Source organism: Mucilaginibacter sp. CAU 1740 (assembly GCF_039839285.1).
Taxonomy (GTDB): domain Bacteria; phylum Bacteroidota; class Bacteroidia; order Sphingobacteriales; family Sphingobacteriaceae; genus Mucilaginibacter.
This window is the reverse complement of the sequence record NZ_JBDOQS010000010.1, coordinates 219485-239546: the sequence shown is the minus strand read 5'-3', so window position 1 is coordinate 239546 and position 20062 is coordinate 219485. Positions and strand designations below refer to the sequence as shown.

The window sequence follows — 20062 nt, the reverse complement described above, 5'->3', positions numbered from 1 at the left end:
AATTGCAGGCAATCAGAAGTGGAGAGATACTATTGCAGACAAAATTTATCAGCGTACCGCATAACGTCCATCCAACTCCTTCATAATCGTATCATCCAGCCTTTGCTTTAAAAGCTCTCTTATTTCTAAATAAATATCCCGGCTAACCCAAAGATGCATGGCCTGCAGCGTTTCCGTTCTATCTCCCAGATGTTCATAAAAACTTACTCCTGCGGCATTCCATAAATCTTTAGATTTTTGACTAAAGCACCATGCAGCGAAATCATAATACTGCTTAAGTAACACCTGGTCTTTATTTTGGTGGGCCGCGATAGTGGCCGGCAGCAGTTCCATAAATACACCGTAAATTGAAGTTGAGGGTGCTTCAAACTCTTTTCTTGATTCGGGCAGACATTCTATCGCTCTTTTTCGCCAGGCACTCATTTCAAATTAATAGATATAATGGTAAGGTTAGAATACTAATATAAAACAAAAAGTCCCGCCATGAGCAGGACTTTTATGTATATCTGAATAAACTAAAGCTTATTTCACTACCGAAAATTTATATAACGATTGTGTTTTGTAAGTATCCCCAGGTTTCAACTCAGTTGATGGGAATTGTGGCTGATTTGGAGAATCAGGAAAATGCTGTGTCTCCATCGCGAATGAAGTACGGTATTCATCTTTAATACCGCGTTTCATCACGTTTTTAGCCTGCATAAAGTTACCGCTGTAAAACTGTAAGCCTGGCTCTTCGGTAAATACTTCCATTTTAATACCGCTTTTATCGCCAATAACGGTAGCAACAGGCACACTCATATCATGCTTGTTCAGCACAAAGTTATGATCGTAACCTTTACCATCTTTCAACTGCTCGTTGTTTTCGTTAATGCGTTTGCCAATGGTTTCAGGTTTGGTAAAATCAAACGGAGTACCTGCAACTTTTTCAATTTTGCCTGTTGGGATCAAACCGGCATCAACCGGCAGATAACCATCGGCATTAATTTGTACAAGGTGATCAAGGATGGTACCGCTACCTTCCCCGTTAAGGTTAAAGAAAGCGTGATTAGTTAAGTTAACAACCGTTTTTTTATCAGTTGTAGCCTCGTACTCGCATTTAAATGAGTTATCATCGGTAAGGCTGTAAGTTACCTTAACGTTCAGGTTGCCCGGGAAACCTTCTTCCATATCTTTTGATACGTAGGTAAGCTCAACAGTTGATGAATCGATCAGCTTTCCATCCCATACTACTTCCTGGAAGCCGTGTTTGCCACCGTGCAGCGTATTTGGGGTATTGTTTATTGACGATTGATAATCCTTGCCATCTATTTTAAAGTGTCCTTTAGCAATGCGGTTACCGTAGCGGCCAATGGTAGCTCCATAATAACGCTCGGTCGATTTTTCGAAACCTTCCACATCATCAAAACCCAAAACTACGTCGGTCAGTTTGCCATTTTTATCAGGAACTGAAAGGCTTACTACACGGCCGCCATAGTTGGTAATGGTAGCAGTGGCGCCGTTTTTGTTTTTAAGGGTGAACAAATGGGTTTGTTTCCCATCAATTGTTTTTTCGAATGCCGATGCAGTAGTTTTGGTGCTATCCGCCATAGTAGTGTTTTTCTGTGAGGTTGAAGTTTGATTACAAGCTGCCAAATATAGGCTACATGCTGGTAAAATTGCTAACGAAATGCCTTTAAATAAATTTCTCATAAATGGCTTGGTTATAGTTTGGTTTTAAAAATAGTGTTTTTTCATTATTCCCTCGCTTTGTAGTGCACCTCGCTTAAACCCCTTAACTTTTCGGCAGCAAATTCGGCAGTGATGTCGCGCTGCGGATTAGCCAGCATTTCATAGCCTACCATGAATTTTTTTACCGTTGCCGAACGCAGCAATGGCGGATAAAAATGCATGTGCCAGTGCCAGTAAGGATGATCGCCAGAGTTAACCGGCGATTGGTGCATACCGGCCGAATAAGGAAACGAGGTTTCGAACATATTATCGTACCTAATGGTCAATCGTCTGATGGCATCGGCCAAAGCTACTTTTTCCTCATCAGTAAAATACAGGATGCTTGTAACATGTCTTTTACTAATGATCATGGTTTCGTAAGGCCAAACAGCCCAAAACGGCACCAATACTGCAAAGTGCTCATTTTCAAAAACTACGCGGTCTTGTTTTTTCAATTCAAGCGCCAGGTAATCGGCCAGCAGGCTGGTGCCTTTTTGCTCGAAGTGTAGTTTTTGTTGCTGAGTTTCTTTAGCCACTTCAACAGGCAGGCTGTTTTGTGCCCAGATCTGGCCATGTGGATGCGGGTTACTGCAACCCATGATATCGCCTTTGTTTTCGAAGATCTGGATATGTTTGATCCATGGATACGATGCAAGGTCTTGAAATTCATTTTGCCATACATTAACCACTTTAGCGATCTCTTCAGTGGTCATTTGCGGCAAAGTAAGATCATGTCTTGGTGAGAAGCTTATAACGCGACAAATACCTTTTTGGCTGTTGGCTACCAGCAGTTCATCTTCGTTTAAACCACCGTCGGGCGTGTTTAATAATAATGATGAATAATCATTGGTGAACACAAAACTGCCTTTGTAATCGGGGTTTTCGCTGCCATCGGCGCGTTTGTTGGTTGGACAAAGGTAACAGGCCGGGTCATATTGTGGGCGGTCTTCAGCTTGTGTAGCCTCAACCTTGCCCTGCCATGGGCGTTTTGTACGGTGTGGCGATACCAGGATCCAGTCGCCTGTTAAAATGTTTAATCTACTGTGCGGGTGTTCTTTTAAGTCGAAATTAGTTTCCATTAGTTTTTAAAATCAGGTAACAATTGGCTAATACATGTAAGGTAGACAGTTATACCTTAGCGATTTCAAAGGTGGTAAAAATAAATGTAAACCTTACATTTAAAATAGAGTTTTTGAAATAAATAGAAATGGTAGAAAGATTGATAGGATTTGTGGAAAGGAGAGCCGTTTTGGCGGAGGTTTTAAGTATACAAAGGCACTATGGTTTATTTGCCTGGCGTAGGTTTTAGGCACGCAAAGTCGCGAAGACGCTAAGGAAAAGATAAGGACTGGCTTGTTGTAGATTTAAGTATGCAGAGTTGTAGAAATATTAAAGCCGCAATGGACTTAAAATCTTTGCGGCTTCGCGCCTTTGCGTGATATAAAAAAACTTGCGTTGCGGCTTTAAAACCCAAAATCGCGAAGACGCTAAGGAAAAGATAAGGACTGGCTTGTGGTAGATTTAAATATGCAGAGTTGTAGAAATATTAAAGCCGCAATGAACTTAAAATCTTTGCGGCTTAGCGTCTTTGCGTGATATAAAAAAACTTGCGTTGCGGCTTTAAAACCCAAAGTCGCGAAGACGCTAAGGAAAAGATAAGGACTGGCTTGTTGTAGATTTAAGTATGCAGAGTTGTAGAAATATTAAAGCCGCAATGGACTTAAAATCTTTGCGGCTTCGCGCCTTTGCGTGAAATAAAAAACTTGCGTCGCGGCTTTAAAACCCTAAGCCGCCAATCTCCACCACAGCCGAATCGCAGATGTAAGTTGGTACAATGCCCGTTGAGGTTATCCGGTTTTCGGCATCCTTAGCCTGTGTGTTGCCGGATAATACTAATACCGTATCTAAACCGAATTTATTGCCGCCCAGGATATCGGTTTGCAGGGTATCCCCTACCATTACGATATCTTTTTTGCTGATAGGCCTACGCTCACGCAGCAGATCGTAGGCAAACATAAACATCTGCGAATCAGGTTTGCCGAAGCGGATGAAGGCTTTGCCTACAATTTTTTCGATCATGCTGGCCAGGCCTCCTATGGCTATGGATACATCCTGTTTGGTAACGGGATAAGCCTGATCGGTATTGGCTACAATAGCCGGGATGGTGCGTTTCCGCATCAGGTTAACGGTTTTGTTGAGGTCGCGTTCCCACTCGAAGCCTTCGTCATCGAGGAAAACAAGGGCATTAACGCTATCGATATTGCTTGCGTTAACCTCGCTGATAGGCAAGGTGTGCAGACCTGAACTATCAATATAGTGCGCGGAATCCGGCGTACCGAGGTAAGCCACAATACCATCATTTACCTTTAAATCAAGGTATTCTTTGGTAAGCATGCCCGATGATATGATCCTATCGGGAGTTATTGCGGTTAAGCCTTTGCTGCTATATGATTCGGCCAGTTGCACCGGGCTGCGCGAGGCATCGTTGGTTACAATAAAATACTCCTTGCCTTGCTCTTGCAGGTATGCGAAAGTATTTTCAATACCCGGCAGTAAACCACCATAGTTTTTTAAAACTCCGAAAGCATCAAAAAAAACAACTTCATATTTATCGATAATGGATTTAAAGTTGTCTATTCGGGTCATACTTTCAGATTTTTTTGGGGGTTAGCAGATAAAACGGCCCGAAAGATAGCTAACCTATTTCAATTTTAAAGCCTCGATAATTTTTTCGGCATCAAAATCCCTGTCTACCGATGGTAAATACACGTCAAATGCTTCGGCCTGTAGTTTTTTGGCGTATTGCTCGTTAAAAAAGTGCTTTCCATCTTTAACCACATAATTGAGGATAAAAAAGCGGTAAGCTTCTTTCAAAAACCTGATCTCGTCTGCTGTAAGCGGATTTACTTTGTGATATTCTTTCAAAAACAAGATGAAACGATCTTCCATCATGGTGTTGATCACGTAGCTAAATACGGTACGATCGCCAACATCAGATACTACACGGCTGAAAAAGTAGAAATCGAGCAGGCGGTAACTCATCCTAAACCAATCGTAATCCCAGCGAGAATACAATTCCAGATCGGGCGTTACCGAAAAATTGCCGATGTTCCAGTCGATAAATACCGGTATGATCTCGAACGAACTCATGTTGTATTTAGAGCGGTTTTTCAGAAAGGTTTCACAATGGTATTTCAAGAAATCAGCCTGCATGCCGCTGCCGAATTGCTTAGGATCGGCCTCCAGTTGTTGCATCAGGGCCGAGATATCGGTACGCAAGGTTTTTGACGATTTAGGCAACACGTTTTTAACCCTCGAACATGCTTTGTGAAACCGGCCTACCTGCTGGCCAAGCTTTTTGATGTGCTTATCTTCAAGGCGGCGTGGCAAGCGTTCCAGAATGCGGGTTGGATTGTAAAATACCACCCAGGCCTCTTCAGCTTTATTTTGTTTATGATGATAGATATAAACCCGGTTATTTTTTTGCAGTGAACGGGCCAAAAAGTTTTCGAACGGATAAAGCAGGTTAATGGCCAGCGTTTGGATAATGCGGTGGTCCTCTTTAAAATTTTCGAACTTGCCAAAGTATGAGAGTTTAGCTATGATTATGTCGTCATCGTCGAACGTAATGCGGTATACGTGATTGGTTGATACCATCGCGCTGATCTCTTCAATGTCGCGGATAGTTTTCGACGCGTCATACCCCTCCCAGGCCTTGCGGATAATAAAAGAATAGTCCATTTGTATAATTCTGCCGGCAAAGTTACGCCAATGGCAGCTTCGGTTTATAATTAAGGGGACAAATATATGATATTTTGTTTAGGCGGGATTAATAATAAAACGTCATTGCGAGGTACGAAGCAATCCCAAACTATACAGGGCGGATCTGCTAATCGGGGATTGCTTCGTACCTCGCAATGACGTTAAAGGGAAAACATTATATGATCTCAAAATACCTCTTCAGCTCCCAATCAGTAACGCTTTTGGCAAACTGACGGTACTCCCACAACCTTGTTTGCGTAAAATGCTCAACAAAACCTTCGCCAAATAACTCTTTGGCCAGGTTAGATTGTTGCATGGCTGTAGCTGCGGCATGCAGGTTAGGCCATAATACGCCGTTACGCTTATCCTGGTAACCATTGCCTACTGTAGGCTCAATATTTAGTTCCAGCTTATTTTTAATGCCGTATAAACCCGAAGCCAGTGCAGCTGCCATAGCGAGGTATGGATTAGTATCCGAGCCAGGAATACGTGTTTCTAACCGGGTATAGTTTTCGGTAGTGTTAATAATGCGGATGGCTGTGGTACGGTTCTCTACTCCCCAGGTAATGGTGGTTGGTGCCCATGCACCTTCAACCAGGCGTTTATAGCTGTTAATTGTTGGCGCGTACATTGGCAGTAAATGAGGCATGCAATACAACTGCCCTGCAAGATAATGCTTATGCAGGTCGCTCATTTTGTTTACATCATTGGCATCGTAAAACAGGTTTTTTGATTGATCTTTTGTCCACAAACTTTGATGGATGTGGCCAGAGCAACCTGGCAACGTTTCAGTCCATTTGGCCATGAACGATGCTATTATGCCGTGTTTATAGGCTATCTCCTTAACAGCTGTTTTAAATAAAGCAGCTTTATCAGCGGCAGCTAAAACCTCATCATGCAGTATAGCGGCTTCGTACACTCCCGGACCAGTTTCGGTATGCAGCCCCTCAATAGGGATATTGAATTTGGTAAGCAGATTAAACAGATCGTAATAAAAATCACTATTCTCTGATGTGCGCAGTATTGAGTAGCCAAACATTCCCGGCGTAAGCGGCTCAATATTGGTAAACTTTTTGTCGGCGAGGCTTTGCGGTGTTTCTTTAAAATTGAACCATTCAAACTCCTGCGCAAACTCGGCATGGTAGCCCATTTCGTTACATTGCGCCTTGATATGCTTTAATAAACTGCGTGGGCAGGCGGGCAAGTCATTACCATCGGGCTTACTGAAATCGGCCAAAAAGAAAGGAATATCATCCTGCCATGGCACATTGCGCAGCGTTGAAAGATCAATACGGCAAAGCTTATCCGGGTAACCGCTTTGCCAGCCTGTAAGCGCTACATTATCATAGCAAACATCGCTGCTGTCCCAGCCAAAAACCACATCACAAAAACCGTAGCCGCTTTGCAAGCCGTCCAGAAACTTTTTGGGATGGATCACCTTTCCGCGTAAAACGCCATCAATATCGGCAAAGGCGAATTTGATTTTCTGGATGTTATTTTGTTCAATATATGCTTTGATCTGCTCTGCGTTCATGGTATAAAATTATGGCTGGTTAAGGTTGGGCAAGATAGTTATTATGGCTTAAACTATAAAAATTAAGCCCCCGCGTGTTTAATACGCACATCCGCTTACCTTTGTTTTATTATTTAATGGAAACAACAAGCGCTTATTTATTTGTTTACGGAACATTGTTATTGGCAACCAACCAGTTTGGCCAATATCTAAACGCACACTGCAAGCTCATGGCCCCTGCAAAGTTTAAAGGCAGGCTTTATGATATTGGCGAGTATCCGGGTGCAGTTGCCGATGACAGTACCGGTACCTATGTTTACGGCAGTATATTTTTAATGAACGATGCCGAAACCGCACTACGAATACTCGACGATTATGAAGGCATCGGCCCCAATGATCCCCTCCCCCATGAATACACCCGTGAGTTATATAAGGTTGAAACAGATAGCGGGGCTATGAACTGCTGGGTATATTTTTACGCCCTTCCGGTTAATCAATATCCCCAAATAATGAGCGGAAACTATATACAATATCTTACTAACCAATCTGCCTGATCATGCTGCTTGCTATTGATGTTTATTATATGGAAGACAGGGCCAAAGCTGTTGGCGTTTTATTTAACTGGCCCAATGAGCAACCTGTTCAAATAGTCACCGAATACTTTACAGGGATTGAAGAATATATCTCCGGCGAATTTTACCGACGCGAACTTCCTTGCATCCTAAAGCTTTTAAAACAAGTGGACCTTCAAACCCTCGACGCTGTTATTGTAGATGGCTACATTTATATCAATAACGAAGGTGGTTTTGGCCTGGGCGGTAAACTTTACGAAGCATTGGATAAACAGGTACCCGTTATTGGCGTGGCCAAAACCTCATTCATGAGCAATAAGGATACTATTATTGAGGTAAAGCGGGGCGAAAGTGATAATCCTTTATACGTTTCGGCTATTGGTATCCCACTTAATGAAGCAGCCCAAAACGTAAAAAACATGAAAGGCCCCTACCGGATGCCATCGATATTAAAACTGATGGATACCGAAACCAAAAAGGACTAATAAAAAATCCCTCCCAATTTTACATCGGGAGGGACTGACTATGAGTTATTCAGGGGGAAATTACAATTTCGCTGATTTAACAGTTTTAATGATCACCGAAGCAACTTTGTATGGATCTGCAGCCGAGTTAGGGCGACGATCTTCCAGGTAACCACTCCAGTTGTGATCTACAGCGTAAAGCGGGATACGGATAGAAGCACCACGGTCAGATACACCATAGCTAAAGTCATGAATTGAAGCTGTTTCGTGTTTACCGGTTAAGCGCTGATCGTTATCGGCACCGTAAACTGCGATACACTCGGCAACTGCAGGGCGGAAAGCTTCGCAGATAGCTGTGAAAGTTTCTTTGCTGTTAGCAGTACGTAAGATCTCGTTCGAGAAGTTAGCGTGCATACCAGAACCGTTCCAGTCTAATTGACCAAGCGGTTTGCAATGCCAGTTAATTGAAACTCCGTATTTCTCGCCAATTCTTTCTAATAAATAACGTGCAACCCAGATCTGGTCGCCAGCTTCTTTAGCACCTTTTGCAAAGATCTGGAACTCCCACTGACCGGCAGCAACCTCAGCGTTGATACCTTCAACGTTTAAGCCAGCTTCTAAACAAACATCTAAGTGCTCTTCAACAATTTCACGGCCGTAAGCGTTTTTAGCGCCTACTGAACAATAGTATGGGCCTTGTGGAGCTGGGTAGCCACCTGCCGGGAAACCAAGTGGTTTATCGGTAGCAGGATCCCACAGGAAGTACTCCTGCTCAAAACCAAACCAGAAATCATTATCGTCATCGGCAATAGTAGCACGACCGTTTGATTCGTGTGGTTTACCGTCAGCGCTTAATACTTCGCACATTACTAAGTAAGCGCTTTTTCTTTGCGGATCAGGAACAACAAAAACTGGCTTCAAGATACAATCTGATGAACCACCTGGTGCCTGCTCTGTTGAAGAACCGTCAAAGCTCCAATTATCTAAATCTTCTACTTTACCGCTAAATTCTTTAACGATTTTTGTTTTGCTACGCAGGCTTTGAGTTGGTTTGTAGCCATCAAGCCAAATGTACTCGAGTTTTGTTGCCATTTTTTAATTAAATTGTAAAGTTGGGGTTCTAATTATAGCTTTTGTATTAATCTCAATAATTATTAAGGCGAATTTAAATTATTTTTACAAAAATCATTACAAATGTTAAGAAATTTTGAATTTTTTTTCACGAATATGCCTCTAACAGCTAAAAAAGCATAATATAAATCATTAAAAACAGCATTTTTAACAATTTGATATTTTACAGCACAAATCAGTATTGTTTTTTAACAATATCGTAACGCGGGGATTTTTATAATTAAACACGGCATAAAAAAAGCGAATAACAACGGTTAATCGCTCAATTTTTCGGAGATATTACGAATGGCATCATCCAATTTGCTGGCCGAGCTATAAAGATGCTTCTCAACCTCTGCAAATTCGGCCTTTTTATCCTTGCTCTCGTTCATCAGTTCAACTATCCCTAATATATTGGTAAGATGCTTGCGCACTTCGTGCGAATTAATGAAGGCAAGCTCCTGCTTTTTGGTATCGTACAGTAGCTTTTCGTAATGGCGTTTCTGCCTAATGCTGCGGTAAAGCAATACAATAACGGCAAGCATAAAAACGAATGCTACAATGATCAGGATCAAAATAAGGCGCTCCCGACGATAACGCTCGGCAGTATCGGTAAATGAGCTTTCCAGTTTATCTATTTTTATCTGGGCCGATATGTTACCTACCTGGGTGGTATTGTTAATACGCTCTTCAGATTGCTTAAGTGCCAAATCAAAATTGGTGGCAGCTACCTCGAAATCTCCTTTATCGCGTGCTATTTTCCCCAGCAGTTCGTAAAGGTGGTATTTAATTTCGGGGTGATTTGCGGAGTATGGCCGGGTCAATAACTCATCAACGATGATCTTTGCCGAATCGGGCTGTGAGTTTTTATAGTAACAATCGGCCAGGTTTTGATTATCTACGTCATTGGCAACATATTGCTTGGCGCCTTGCAACGCCCTGATCTGCCTGATAGCCTCCGGGTAGCGATGCTTAAGCAACGATAAATAATAGGCCGTACGGTACTGATAGGTGTAAAGTTTATAACTTTTGTTTTTAGGCCCCATCAATTGGTCGTGGCAACGCTTTAACGAATCGGCCAGGCCCATCCTGAAAAAGTTTTCGGCTTTGTTATAGCTTACTACCGTATAAAACCTATCGTCTTTTACTTTATTTAGTTCTTTAACAGCTAAAGCCTGATCGAGGTAAAACAGCGACTGATCGTACAGGTTAAGCTTATAATACAGATCGGAAATATTGATATTAAGCACCACCTGCAACTGCGGATCGTTTAGCTTCAAGGCTTCCTTTTGCGCAAGGCCATAACTGTATATTGCCCCTATCGCGTTGCCCTTATCAGTTTGTATAAAAGCGAGGTGACTTATAAATGAGTAGGTTAAAAAGTCGGCCTTATCTTTTGATGCCTGGTTAATGGCTTTAACCATAGCGGCTTCGGCACCGTTTAAGTTCAGGTAACGCTTTTGAATAGTACTTTCAATAAAGTACTTTAACGCTTCCCGGTCGTTTACCTGAAATTTATCAAGTTCATTAAAAACCTCAGCCTTGCCCTGCGAAATGGTATTTTCCGGGCCATTTTGAAAACGGAGCTTGATGTAATTCACCAGCTTTTTTTGCTGCTGATTTTTGTTAGCTATCTTGATAAAGCTAACCAAACTATCTTCAGATAGATATACGTATGGCTCGGCTTTTACACAGCTTGCCCCAAACATTATCAACGAAACAAAAACGAATAACTTTTTAAAGTAACAAGCCATTAGGTATAAAAATACGGTGGCTATACGTAATATCAAACACTTTGTTTCAATTATTAATTAACTATCAAATTTATCAAGCAATTTTAAAAGTGTTTCAAAATCTTTTGGATAAGGGGCGTGTATAGTTACCTCATTATCAGCACTTATTTTAAAGGTAACTTCGTACGAGTGTAATGCTAAACGTTTCATGATAGGCAGCTCCTCCTGGTCTTTACCGAGGTGATATTTACGTTTTAGCTTAGATAAGTACACCGGCTGGCCTTTATAAGTCTCGTCGCCGGCGATAGATGCGCGCTGCGTAGCAAGGTGGATCCTGATTTGGTGCATACGGCCGGTTACCGGGCGGCACTCAACCAGGGTATAATGTTTGTAATATTTTAATGAATTAAACCAGGTTTCGGCAGCTTTACCTTCCTGCCTGCTAATGGTTACGGTGCCTTTGCCTACGTTTAATATAGGCAGATCAACCTGCAGGTTATCAAAAGTATGGGTACCATCAATAACGGCATGATACACTTTCTTTACCTTACGCCTTTCAAACTGCATAGATACCGAACGGTAAGCTTCGGGATTTTTAGCGAAGATGAGTGCGCCCGAGGTTTCCTTATCCAACCGGTGACAGATCTGGGCATCATCCCAATAAGCTTTGGCCAACCTCAACATACTGATCTCGCCGGCGGCATCGCCACGCTCATCAAGCGAGCTGATAAACGGCGGCTTGTTCACCACAATCACATCATCGTTTTCAAATAGTATCTGGTCGGCAAATTTCGGAAACTTCATAGCCTGCAAAAATACAGTTTATAATTTAAACCGCTATCACCCTATTTAACTGTTTACAACGCGATTATTACCTCAATATAAAACAAACTTTAAGCCTTGCTGGTTATTTGCATAATTAAATAACATTACTAATCATCTATCTATAAAAAACATCATGAGCACAAATTCAACCGAACCAGAAGAAAAGGGATTTTTCGAGAAGGTTAAAGAAACAATTGAAAGCCTTTGGGAAGGCACAAAAGATACAGCCGAAGACGTAAAAGAAGCTGCCGAAGATAAAATTGAAGATATTAAAGAAAAAGTAACGGCTAAAAAGGCAACCGCCGCAAAAAAAGTAACAGCTACCAAAAAAGCCGCTGTTAAGAAGGCTGATGAAGTAACCGCGAAAGCAAAAACCGTAGCTGCTGATGTAAAAGCCAAAGCCGACACTAAAGCAAAAGCAATTACCGCTAAAGCCAAAACAGAAGTTGCCGAAGCTAAAAAAGCCGTGACAGAAGTAAAAGAAAAAGCCGCAGCCAAAGCTAAAACTGTTACCGCCAAGGCAAAAACCGAAGCCACCGCCGCAAAGGCAAAAACCGAAGCTACTGCCGCAAAGAAAACTGTTGCTGCTAAAACAGCGAAAGCCGCTACTGCTGTTAAAAAGAAAGCTACGGCGGCAGCTAAATAATATTCTACAAGCTAATTAACACCACCATGTCATTGCGCGGAAGTAAAGCTGAGGCCTTTGAAGGAATATATGACATTAGGCGGGATGGCCTGTCACCCTGAGCTTGTCGAAGGGTCGCGCGCAGAGGCCCTGCCCGCCATGCTTCGACAAGCTCAGCATGACACCCATTTTTAAAACATGTCATGGGTAGGCACGAAGCAATCGCAAACTATACAGAGCCGCTCTGCCTCCGTGCGATTGCTTCGTACCTCGCAATGACGTTATTTATACAAAAAGGCTTCCTGAATACCAAGAAGCCTTTTTATTTTTAATCCCTTTAGGGTTGAGCCTTATGCCTCAAACTTATAACCTACACCTTTAACGGTAGCAACACAATCGTCGCCCAGTTTTTCGCGTAGTTTGCGGATGTGTACATCGATGGTGCGGTTTGTTACCACTACCGAATCTTCCCAGATATTTTTCAGGATCACCTCGCGGGTGTAAACTTTACCTGGTTTTGAAGCCAGTAAGTAAAGCAGTTCAAATTCTTTTTTAGCTAAAACTACCTTTACACCTTTTTGATAAACGAGGTAAGCCTCACGGTCAATAACCAGATCGCCTATTTCCAGTTTGTTATCAACAACATCTTCGGATGGGGCGTTGCGGCGTAAAATAGCGTTAATACGGCTTACCAGCGCACGTGGCTTAATAGGTTTTGCAATGTAATCATCAGCACCTACGTTAAAACCGGCAATTTCTGAGTACTCTTCACTGCGGGCGGTTAAAAACACCATAAAGGTATTTTTAAACTCGGGCATGGTGCGCATAATACGGCAAGCTTCAATGCCATCCATTTTAGGCATCATGATATCCAAAACGATCAAATCGGGCAGGGATTTTTTAGCTTCGGCAACAGCTTCCTGGCCATTGCGTGCTAAAAACACCTGGTAGCCTTCTTTTTTGAGGTTATACTCAATCAGTTCAAGGATATCCGGTTCATCATCAACAATAAGTATTTTCTGTTTTGCGGTACTGCTCATGTTGCGTTAATTTCTTTGTGTAAAAGTATACGCTTTACAACAGCTAATAGTTAAGTCAATATTAACAAATTGTTAAACATTACCTTATGTTAACCCTAATTTGAGGCTATTTAAATGTTTTATTTAAAAAAGCTTCAAGATCAGCTCCTGTGATATTTTTTGCAACAATGTTTCCCTGCGGATCGATAATAAAGTTTGAAGGAATAGCTTCGATATGATAAAGTGCCTCGGTAGCGCCTTCAAACCCGTTCAGATCTGAGCCATGCGCCCATGTCAATTTATCATCGTTTATAGCTTTTTGCCACTCGGGTTTGCCTTTATCAAGCGAAATACCTAAAATATTAAAGCCTTTGCCTTTAAAGGTATTGTATTGCTTTACCACATTAGGATTTTCCATACGGCAAGGCTGGCACCATGACGCCCAAAAATCAAGCATCACGTATTTACCTTTATAATCGGCCAGTTTAATAGGTTTACCATCAATACCTGCAATGGTAAACTCAGGTGCTTTATGGCCGATAGATATAGGTTTTACCTTATCCATCTGCGCTATGAACTTTTGCACGGTAGGGTTATCCTTAAACTCGCCCCTGATCTCATCTGCAAACTGAATTAGCTGCGATTCGTATTTTGTAGGATCGAGCGTGGTAGCAGCATAAAAACCGGCTAACGATTTTTTGTTATCGTTTACAAATTTCAATACAGCCTGCGCGCCATCGTTAACGTTTTTCAAAAATACAGGCATGTATATTTTCAGCAACGAATCGTTACGCTCGCCATGGGCTTTTTCCTGATACTCGGCAAACAGTTTGGCGTTTTTATCGCCGTAGGTATTACTGATACGGTTAAATTCTTTGATCTTATCCGAATCGTCAGATCCTTTAATAGTGTAATCGTGTTTCGGATCGTTATTATCTGTAGTAAATTCAATATCGTCGCCGTTTTTCGCTATGAAATCGTACAGGTTTTCGCCCTGCATTTCATTTCCCTGCGACCCGGTGTTACCAACCTTTAGTTTAAACAGGTTAGGGTAAAGCGCAACATGCTTAAACTCAAACTTGCCTTCCTCCCCTAACGATGTTGAATCGATCACTTTAAGGCCCGAGCTATCGGCCTCGATCAAATAAACCCCTTTAAGTTTACCCGGATTTTTGATAGTGCCTGATACACTGAATTGCGAATTATTTTTACAAGAGTACAGGCCCGCGCTTAACAACAACAACGCCCCGGCGGCAACATGATTAACTTTCATTTATTTAGCTTCTAATTCTTTTATCAACAGCTGGTTAGTTTTCTGTGGGTCGATCTTACCTTTCGAGCTTTTCATGATCTCGCCCATAAACAGGCCTAAAACGCCTTTCTTCCCCTTTTGGTATTCCTTAACTTTATCAGGGAATTTGGCGATAGCGTCTTTAATAAAACGACTTACATCATCGCCATCAGCACTGATGAGCAGGTTAAGTTCTTTAGCCAGATCATCCGGTTTTTTACCCGGCTGGTTGATCATGGCAGGGAATAACTTGTGCGAAGCTACAGAATTATTTATCACCCCGGTGTCAATTAGTTTGATGAGGGCGGCAAGGTTAGCAGGGGTAACAGCAAAGTTACCAATGCTTTGGCTATGATCATTTAAGTACGAGCGTACAGCCCCCATCATCCAGTTGGCTGCAGCCTTGTAATGATTGGTATGCTTTATCAGTTCTTCAAAATAAAAAGCGGTATCCCTATCGGCAGTAATTACCGAGGCATCATAAGCCGAAAGGCCAAGCGTTTGCGTATATTTTTCAACCAGCTGCGCAGGCAAAGCCGGAAGTGACTTACGAATGTTCTCTACATACTCCTGGCTCAGTTTCAATGGCGGCAGATCCGGCTCGGGGAAATAGCGGTAATCGTTAGCCATTTCTTTCGAACGTAAAACCGAGGTTTCACCCGTATCAGCATTAAAGTTGAGGGTATTCTGGTCGATATGGCCGCCTGCTTCAATAACGTTTACCTGGCGGATAAATTCATGCTCAATAGCGCGCTGCACATTACGGATGGAGTTGAGGTTTTTTACTTCACAGCGGTTACCGTAAGCTGTAGCACCTTTAAGCCTAACCGAAATATTGGCATCGCAGCGCATGCTGCCTTCTTCCATATTGCCATCGCAAATATCAAGGTAACGAAGTAGCTTACGCATTTCGGTAAGGAACTGGCCTGCCTCTTCGGGGCTGCGCATATCCGGTTCTGATACGATTTCAACCAAGGGTACACCTGCACGGTTCAGATCGATCAATGAATCGGCATGGTGCTGATCGTGCATACTTTTGCCGGCATCCTCTTCCATGTGGATGTGGTGCAGGGCGATATTTTTCTCGGTACCGTCGGCCAGTTTTACAGGCACGTAGCCTTGCAAACAGATAGGTGCCTGATCCTGACTGATCTGGTAACCTTTAGGCAAATCGGCGTAGAAATAATTTTTACGGGCGAAGCTATTATTGAGGTTGATAGTGCAATTACAGGCCAGGCCCATTTTCACGGCATACTCAACCGCTTTTTTATTAATAAAAGGCAAAGTGCCGGGATGCCCCAGCGATACCATGCTAACATGGCGGTTAGGTTCGGCACCAAAAGCAGCAGAATCTGCCGAGAATACCTTACTTAATGTGGATAGTTGGGCATGTACTTCAAGGCCTATTACCAATTCGTACTTTTCAGCTACCCCGTCTGCGAGAACTGTCATAAAAATAAAAATTCAGCTATGTTTTACTGAGCTATAAAAGTCAAATATATAAAGATTAATACAGTATCGGCATCATTTTGCTTTTAAAAACAACGCTAAAAGTGCAATAATATAGTTATGAGGTGGGGATTATAGAGAATGGTGTTGGTGATCGGAGGTTGGTTGTTAGAGATTAGGTGAAATACGTATGTCTGGGATCTAAATTAAACCATCATGATCGTTACAGGTCTATCTTCTTAAACGGCACAGATGTTGACTTAAGTGCCGCATATTTTAGACAGATACACGTACTATGAAAAAGTTAATTTTAGGAATGCTTGCCGGATTTTTTATACTCGCTGCTTCCGTTACCAAATCAAACGCCCAGGTAAGTTTAAATGTGCACATTGGTGCATGGAACCCTCCTGCCGAATATTCAAGCGTTAACTACTATTATTTGCCCGATGTAGAAAGCTATTACTATGTACCAACTCATCAATATGTGTATTTAGATGGCGGCACGTGGGTTAGAAGGGCTGCTTTGCCTCCACGCTACTCCAGCTATAATATTGCTACAGGCTACAAAGTAGCGGTTGACCGTCCACGCCCGTACACTTATTTTGAACATGACCGTGCCACTTACGCCCACTATCGCGGTACTCCAAATGTAATTGTGCGCGACAATTATCACACCCGCGTTATTAACCGCACAAGAGTAGTGAACCGTACCAGGGTAGTAAACCGTCCGCATACCCGGGTAGTAAACAGAACAGTAGTTGTAAAACATGGACATGATAATGGCCGCCATAAGGGGCATCACCATTAATCATTCAATAGTAATTTATATATAATAAACAAGGCCACCTAGTTGGGTGGCCTTGTTTATTATATCCTCATGTTATTGCGAGGAACGAAGCAATCACGTGCCATGCAGAGCGGCAATGATTCCGTGCGGTTGCCACGCTGCGCTACCCATGACATATTCGTTTATGATTAATCTACCCAACAAAACTCCTCGCCTTCACCAGTACATTATCCAATCCTCTAACATCACTACCGCCGGCAGTAGCATAAAACGGCTGACCGCCTCCTCCGCCTTTAACTTCTTTAGCAAGCTCTTTAACGATGTTACCCGCATGCAGACCTTTTTCCTTCACCAGGTTTTCGGCAATCATTACGGTGATGCTTGGTTTGCCTTCAAAATCTGCAACCAATACCAGGAACAGGTTGCTTACGATATCTTTTAACTGGTAAGCCAGGTTTTTAACGGCATCAGCATTGGGCAAGGCTACTTTTTGGGCAATGAAATTGATATCGCCTACAGCCTCAGCTTTTTGAGCCAGTTCTGTTTTTAAACCTGATGATTTTTCGAGGATCGATTTTTCGATCTCTTTTTTCAGTTTGGCGTTTTCGTCCAGCAAGCTTTCGATACTTTTTGAAAGATCTTTTGGATTTTTAAGCAGCTCTTTCAACTGGTTAACCAATGCGTTTTGTGTAACGATATATTTTTCGGCAGCAACACCGGTAATGGCTTCAATACGGCGCACACCTGCAGCTACAGCGCTTTCGGCAACGATCTTGAAGAAACCAATTTGTCCGGTTGCTTTTACGTGCGTACCGCCGCAAAGCTCTTTGCTGAAATTATCATCAAAAGTAATTACACGAACGTACTCACCATATTTTTCGCCGAACAGAGCGGTTACGCCGCTGGTAATGGCTTCAGCGTATAATACGCTGCGTTCTTCTTTAAGTGGGATATTTTCGCGTACTTTTTGGTTTACGATGGCTTCGATCTGTGCCAGTTCCTCATCGGTAACTTTAGCGAAGTGCGAAAAATCGAACCTCAAGTAATCGGCATTCACTAACGAACCTTTTTGGTTTACGTGCGTGCCCAACACCTGTTTCATGGCAGCATGCAACAAGTGCGTGGCCGAGTGGTTGCTATTGGTTTGGCTGCGCAAAGCGGGATCAACAATGGCTGTTAAGGCATCGTCAATATCCTGCGGCAGTTTATCGGTGAAATGAACTATAAGTCCGTTCTCTTTTTTGGTATCGGTAACTTCAATGATCTCACCATCCGGGAAAACCAGTTCGCCCTTATCCCCTACCTGGCCACCGCTTTCGGCATAGAAAGGTGTTTTATCCAATACCAGTTGGTATTGCTCTTTGCCTTTAGCAGTTACCCGGCGGTATTTTACAATATGGGCTATGGTTTCGGTTTCGTCGTAACCGGTGAACTCTACTGATTCGTCGTCTTTTAGGATGATCCAGTCGCCGGTATCGATGGCAGTAGCAGCACGTGAACGTTCTTTTTGTTGCTGAAGTTCAACTTCATAAGCCTTAATATCTACAGTATATCCTTTTTCACGAGCCATTAATTCCGTTAAATCAATTGGAAAGCCATAGGTATCTTGTAATTCAAATGCAAAATCCCCTTGAACTTCATTATTTCGAAAATCATAGGTTTTCAAAATATCAGTGCCCCTTACGTCACCTTTTAGTGTTCCATTCAGATATTTTTCAAATCTTATTATTCCTGTAGCCAATGTTCTTAAGAAGGAAACTTCCTCTTCCAAAACAACCTTCTGCACAAAATCCTTCTGAGAATACAACTCATCAAACACACCTTTAAACTGATCAGCCAGTAAAGGAACCAATTGATTAAGGAAAGGTTCTTTAAAGCCCAAATATTGATATGAATAACGCACAGCCCTACGTAAGATCCTGCGGATCACGTAGCCTGCTTTGTTATTAGATGGCAATTGTCCGTCTGATATAGCGAAGCTGATAGCACGAATATGATCGGCCATTACACGCATAGCTACAGCATCGTTCCAATCGGCATCGCCGGGTTTGGCTGCACTGTTGTATTTTTTGCCCGATTTTTCAGCAATGAATTGGATCATCGGTTGGAAAACATCGGTATCGTAGTTTGATGTTTTGCCTTGCAGTACGCGTACCAAGCGCTCAAAGCCCATACCGGTATCTACGTGTTTGGCAGGCAATGATTGCAGTGAAGTATCCTTAAGCCTGTTAAACTGCATAAATACGTTATTCCAGATCTCGATAACCTGGTCGTGATCTGCATTAACTAAGGTAGCTCCGCTTACTTCTGCGCGTTCGTTATCCGGGCGGCTATCGAAGTGAATTTCTGAACATGGGCCACATGGGCCTGTTTCGCCCATTTCCCAAAAATTGTCTTTTTTGTTTCCGCGGAGAATGTGCGCCTCATCTACATACTGTTTCCACAGTTGGTAAGTTTCGTTGTCGGCTTCAAGGCCTTCCTTTTCGTCACCTTCAAAGTAGGTAACGTACAGGCAGTCTTTAGGGAGTTTATACACTTCGGTAAGCAATTCCCAGCTCCAGGCAATGGCTTCTTTTTTAAAGTAGTCGCCAAAGCTCCAGTTGCCCAGCATCTCGAACATGGTATGGTGATAGGTATCGATACCTACCTCTTCCAAATCATTATGCTTGCCAGACACACGTAAACAACGTTGGGTATCCGCAACGCGGGGGGCTTTAGGTGCCGCCTCGCCTAAAAATATATTTTTAAACTGGTTCATCCCCGCGTTGGTGAACATCAGGGTTGGATCGTTTTTAATTACAATAGGTGCCGAAGGAACAATGGTGTGTCCCTTTGAAACAAAAAAATCAAGAAAAGCCTGTCGTATTTCGGTAGCAGTCATGAATGGTGTCTTTATGTCACTATATAGTGGAGTGCAAAAATGAGAATTTTTGCGAAGTTTTTCTTTACAATAATTCCCAATTATTCCCAATTTTCAATAAAGACACGCATAGGATAGTTCTTAGATTTGGTTTACTACAACATAATACCCGAGGATGCTTGGCTAATTTGACCTCAAGAATAGTTTAACCCCTCTGGGGGTATTGCTTTATCTCAATCTATTTACTACAAAGCTTAAACCCCTCTGGGGTTTCCCATCTCAAATGCACAAGAGGTGCTCGAAATCATACCGCTAAAACAGTAATTTGCCCAAACAGCTTTTAAA

17 protein-coding genes are annotated in these 20062 nt (G+C 42.4%); 4 read left to right on the top strand and 13 right to left on the bottom strand.

What is annotated here, in order from left to right:
* Window positions 1–48: 48 nt before the first annotated feature.
* From AAFN85_RS21510 to AAFN85_RS21485, 6 genes are all read right to left on the bottom strand, one after another.
* Window positions 49–423, bottom strand: a complete 375-nt coding sequence (locus AAFN85_RS21510) for a hypothetical protein (RefSeq protein ID WP_347529700.1) — start codon at window positions 421–423, stop codon at window positions 49–51.
* Window positions 424–522: 99 nt separating this feature from the next.
* Window positions 523–1689: an aldose epimerase family protein gene (locus AAFN85_RS21505; protein ID WP_347529698.1), complete on the bottom strand. Its 1167-nt coding sequence runs from the start codon at window positions 1687–1689 to the stop codon at window positions 523–525.
* Between the two features lie 44 nt (window positions 1690–1733).
* Window positions 1734–2786 carry a UDP-glucose--hexose-1-phosphate uridylyltransferase gene (locus AAFN85_RS21500; RefSeq protein ID WP_347529697.1) on the bottom strand — a complete coding sequence of 351 codons (1053 nt, stop codon included), beginning with the start codon at window positions 2784–2786 and terminating at the stop codon, window positions 1734–1736.
* 697 nt (window positions 2787–3483) lie between these two features.
* Entirely contained in the window at window positions 3484–4353 is an 870-nt protein-coding gene (locus tag AAFN85_RS21495) for an HAD-IIA family hydrolase (RefSeq protein WP_347529695.1), read from the bottom strand.
* A 54-nt stretch (window positions 4354–4407) separates the two neighbouring features.
* Window positions 4408–5448: a hypothetical protein gene (locus tag AAFN85_RS21490; protein ID WP_347529694.1), complete on the bottom strand. Its 1041-nt coding sequence runs from the start codon at window positions 5446–5448 to the stop codon at window positions 4408–4410.
* Between the two features lie 196 nt (window positions 5449–5644).
* Window positions 5645–7003 (bottom strand): glutamine synthetase family protein, encoded by a 1359-nt coding sequence (locus AAFN85_RS21485; protein WP_347529693.1) that lies wholly within the window; start codon window positions 7001–7003, stop codon window positions 5645–5647.
* A 116-nt stretch (window positions 7004–7119) separates the two neighbouring features.
* On the opposite strand from AAFN85_RS21485, the gene AAFN85_RS21480 reads away from it, so the two are divergent.
* Window positions 7120–7536, top strand: coding sequence for a gamma-glutamylcyclotransferase family protein (locus tag AAFN85_RS21480; RefSeq protein ID WP_347529692.1), 417 nt, complete (start codon window positions 7120–7122; stop codon window positions 7534–7536).
* 2 nt (window positions 7537–7538) lie between these two features.
* Window positions 7539–8039 carry an endonuclease V gene (locus AAFN85_RS21475; protein WP_347529691.1) on the top strand — a complete coding sequence of 167 codons (501 nt, stop codon included), beginning with the start codon at window positions 7539–7541 and terminating at the stop codon, window positions 8037–8039.
* A 60-nt stretch (window positions 8040–8099) separates the two neighbouring features.
* Here AAFN85_RS21475 and AAFN85_RS21470 read toward each other — a convergent pair whose 3' ends face one another.
* The 3 genes from AAFN85_RS21470 to AAFN85_RS21460 form a co-directional block, all read right to left on the bottom strand.
* Window positions 8100–9110, bottom strand: a complete 1011-nt coding sequence (locus tag AAFN85_RS21470; protein ID WP_347529689.1) for a glutamine synthetase beta-grasp domain-containing protein — start codon at window positions 9108–9110, stop codon at window positions 8100–8102.
* A 293-nt stretch (window positions 9111–9403) separates the two neighbouring features.
* The gene (locus AAFN85_RS21465; RefSeq protein ID WP_347529688.1) at window positions 9404–10882 is read right to left on the bottom strand and encodes a hypothetical protein; all 1479 of its coding nucleotides are present in this window, start codon (window positions 10880–10882) and stop codon (window positions 9404–9406) included.
* 57 nt (window positions 10883–10939) lie between these two features.
* Complete coding sequence (locus tag AAFN85_RS21460; RefSeq protein WP_347529686.1) at window positions 10940–11665, bottom strand: RNA pseudouridine synthase; 726 nt, start codon at window positions 11663–11665, stop codon at window positions 10940–10942.
* Window positions 11666–11819: 154 nt separating this feature from the next.
* Between AAFN85_RS21460 and AAFN85_RS21455 the strand changes: the two genes are divergently transcribed.
* Window positions 11820–12332 carry a hypothetical protein gene (locus tag AAFN85_RS21455; protein ID WP_347529685.1) on the top strand — a complete coding sequence of 171 codons (513 nt, stop codon included), beginning with the start codon at window positions 11820–11822 and terminating at the stop codon, window positions 12330–12332.
* A 329-nt stretch (window positions 12333–12661) separates the two neighbouring features.
* Here AAFN85_RS21455 and AAFN85_RS21450 read toward each other — a convergent pair whose 3' ends face one another.
* The 3 genes from AAFN85_RS21450 to gatB all read right to left on the bottom strand — a co-directional run bounded on the left by AAFN85_RS21450 (window position 12662) and on the right by gatB (window position 16073).
* A complete protein-coding gene (locus AAFN85_RS21450; RefSeq protein ID WP_347529683.1) occupies window positions 12662–13351 on the bottom strand; it encodes a response regulator transcription factor in 690 nt (229 codons plus the stop codon).
* A gap of 106 nt (window positions 13352–13457) precedes the next feature.
* Window positions 13458–14603 (bottom strand): TlpA disulfide reductase family protein, encoded by a 1146-nt coding sequence (locus AAFN85_RS21445; protein WP_347529682.1) that lies wholly within the window; start codon window positions 14601–14603, stop codon window positions 13458–13460.
* Window positions 14604–16073 carry an Asp-tRNA(Asn)/Glu-tRNA(Gln) amidotransferase subunit GatB gene (gene gatB, locus AAFN85_RS21440; RefSeq protein WP_347529681.1) on the bottom strand — a complete coding sequence of 490 codons (1470 nt, stop codon included), beginning with the start codon at window positions 16071–16073 and terminating at the stop codon, window positions 14604–14606.
* A 292-nt stretch (window positions 16074–16365) separates the two neighbouring features.
* Between gatB and AAFN85_RS21435 the strand changes: the two genes are divergently transcribed.
* Window positions 16366–16878, top strand: coding sequence for a hypothetical protein (locus AAFN85_RS21435; RefSeq protein WP_347529680.1), 513 nt, complete (start codon window positions 16366–16368; stop codon window positions 16876–16878).
* Window positions 16879–17050: 172 nt separating this feature from the next.
* On the opposite strand, the gene alaS is transcribed toward AAFN85_RS21435, so the two are convergent.
* Window positions 17051–19738 carry an alanine--tRNA ligase gene (alaS, locus tag AAFN85_RS21430; protein WP_347529679.1) on the bottom strand — a complete coding sequence of 896 codons (2688 nt, stop codon included), beginning with the start codon at window positions 19736–19738 and terminating at the stop codon, window positions 17051–17053.
* Between the last annotated feature and the right edge of the window lie 324 nt (window positions 19739–20062).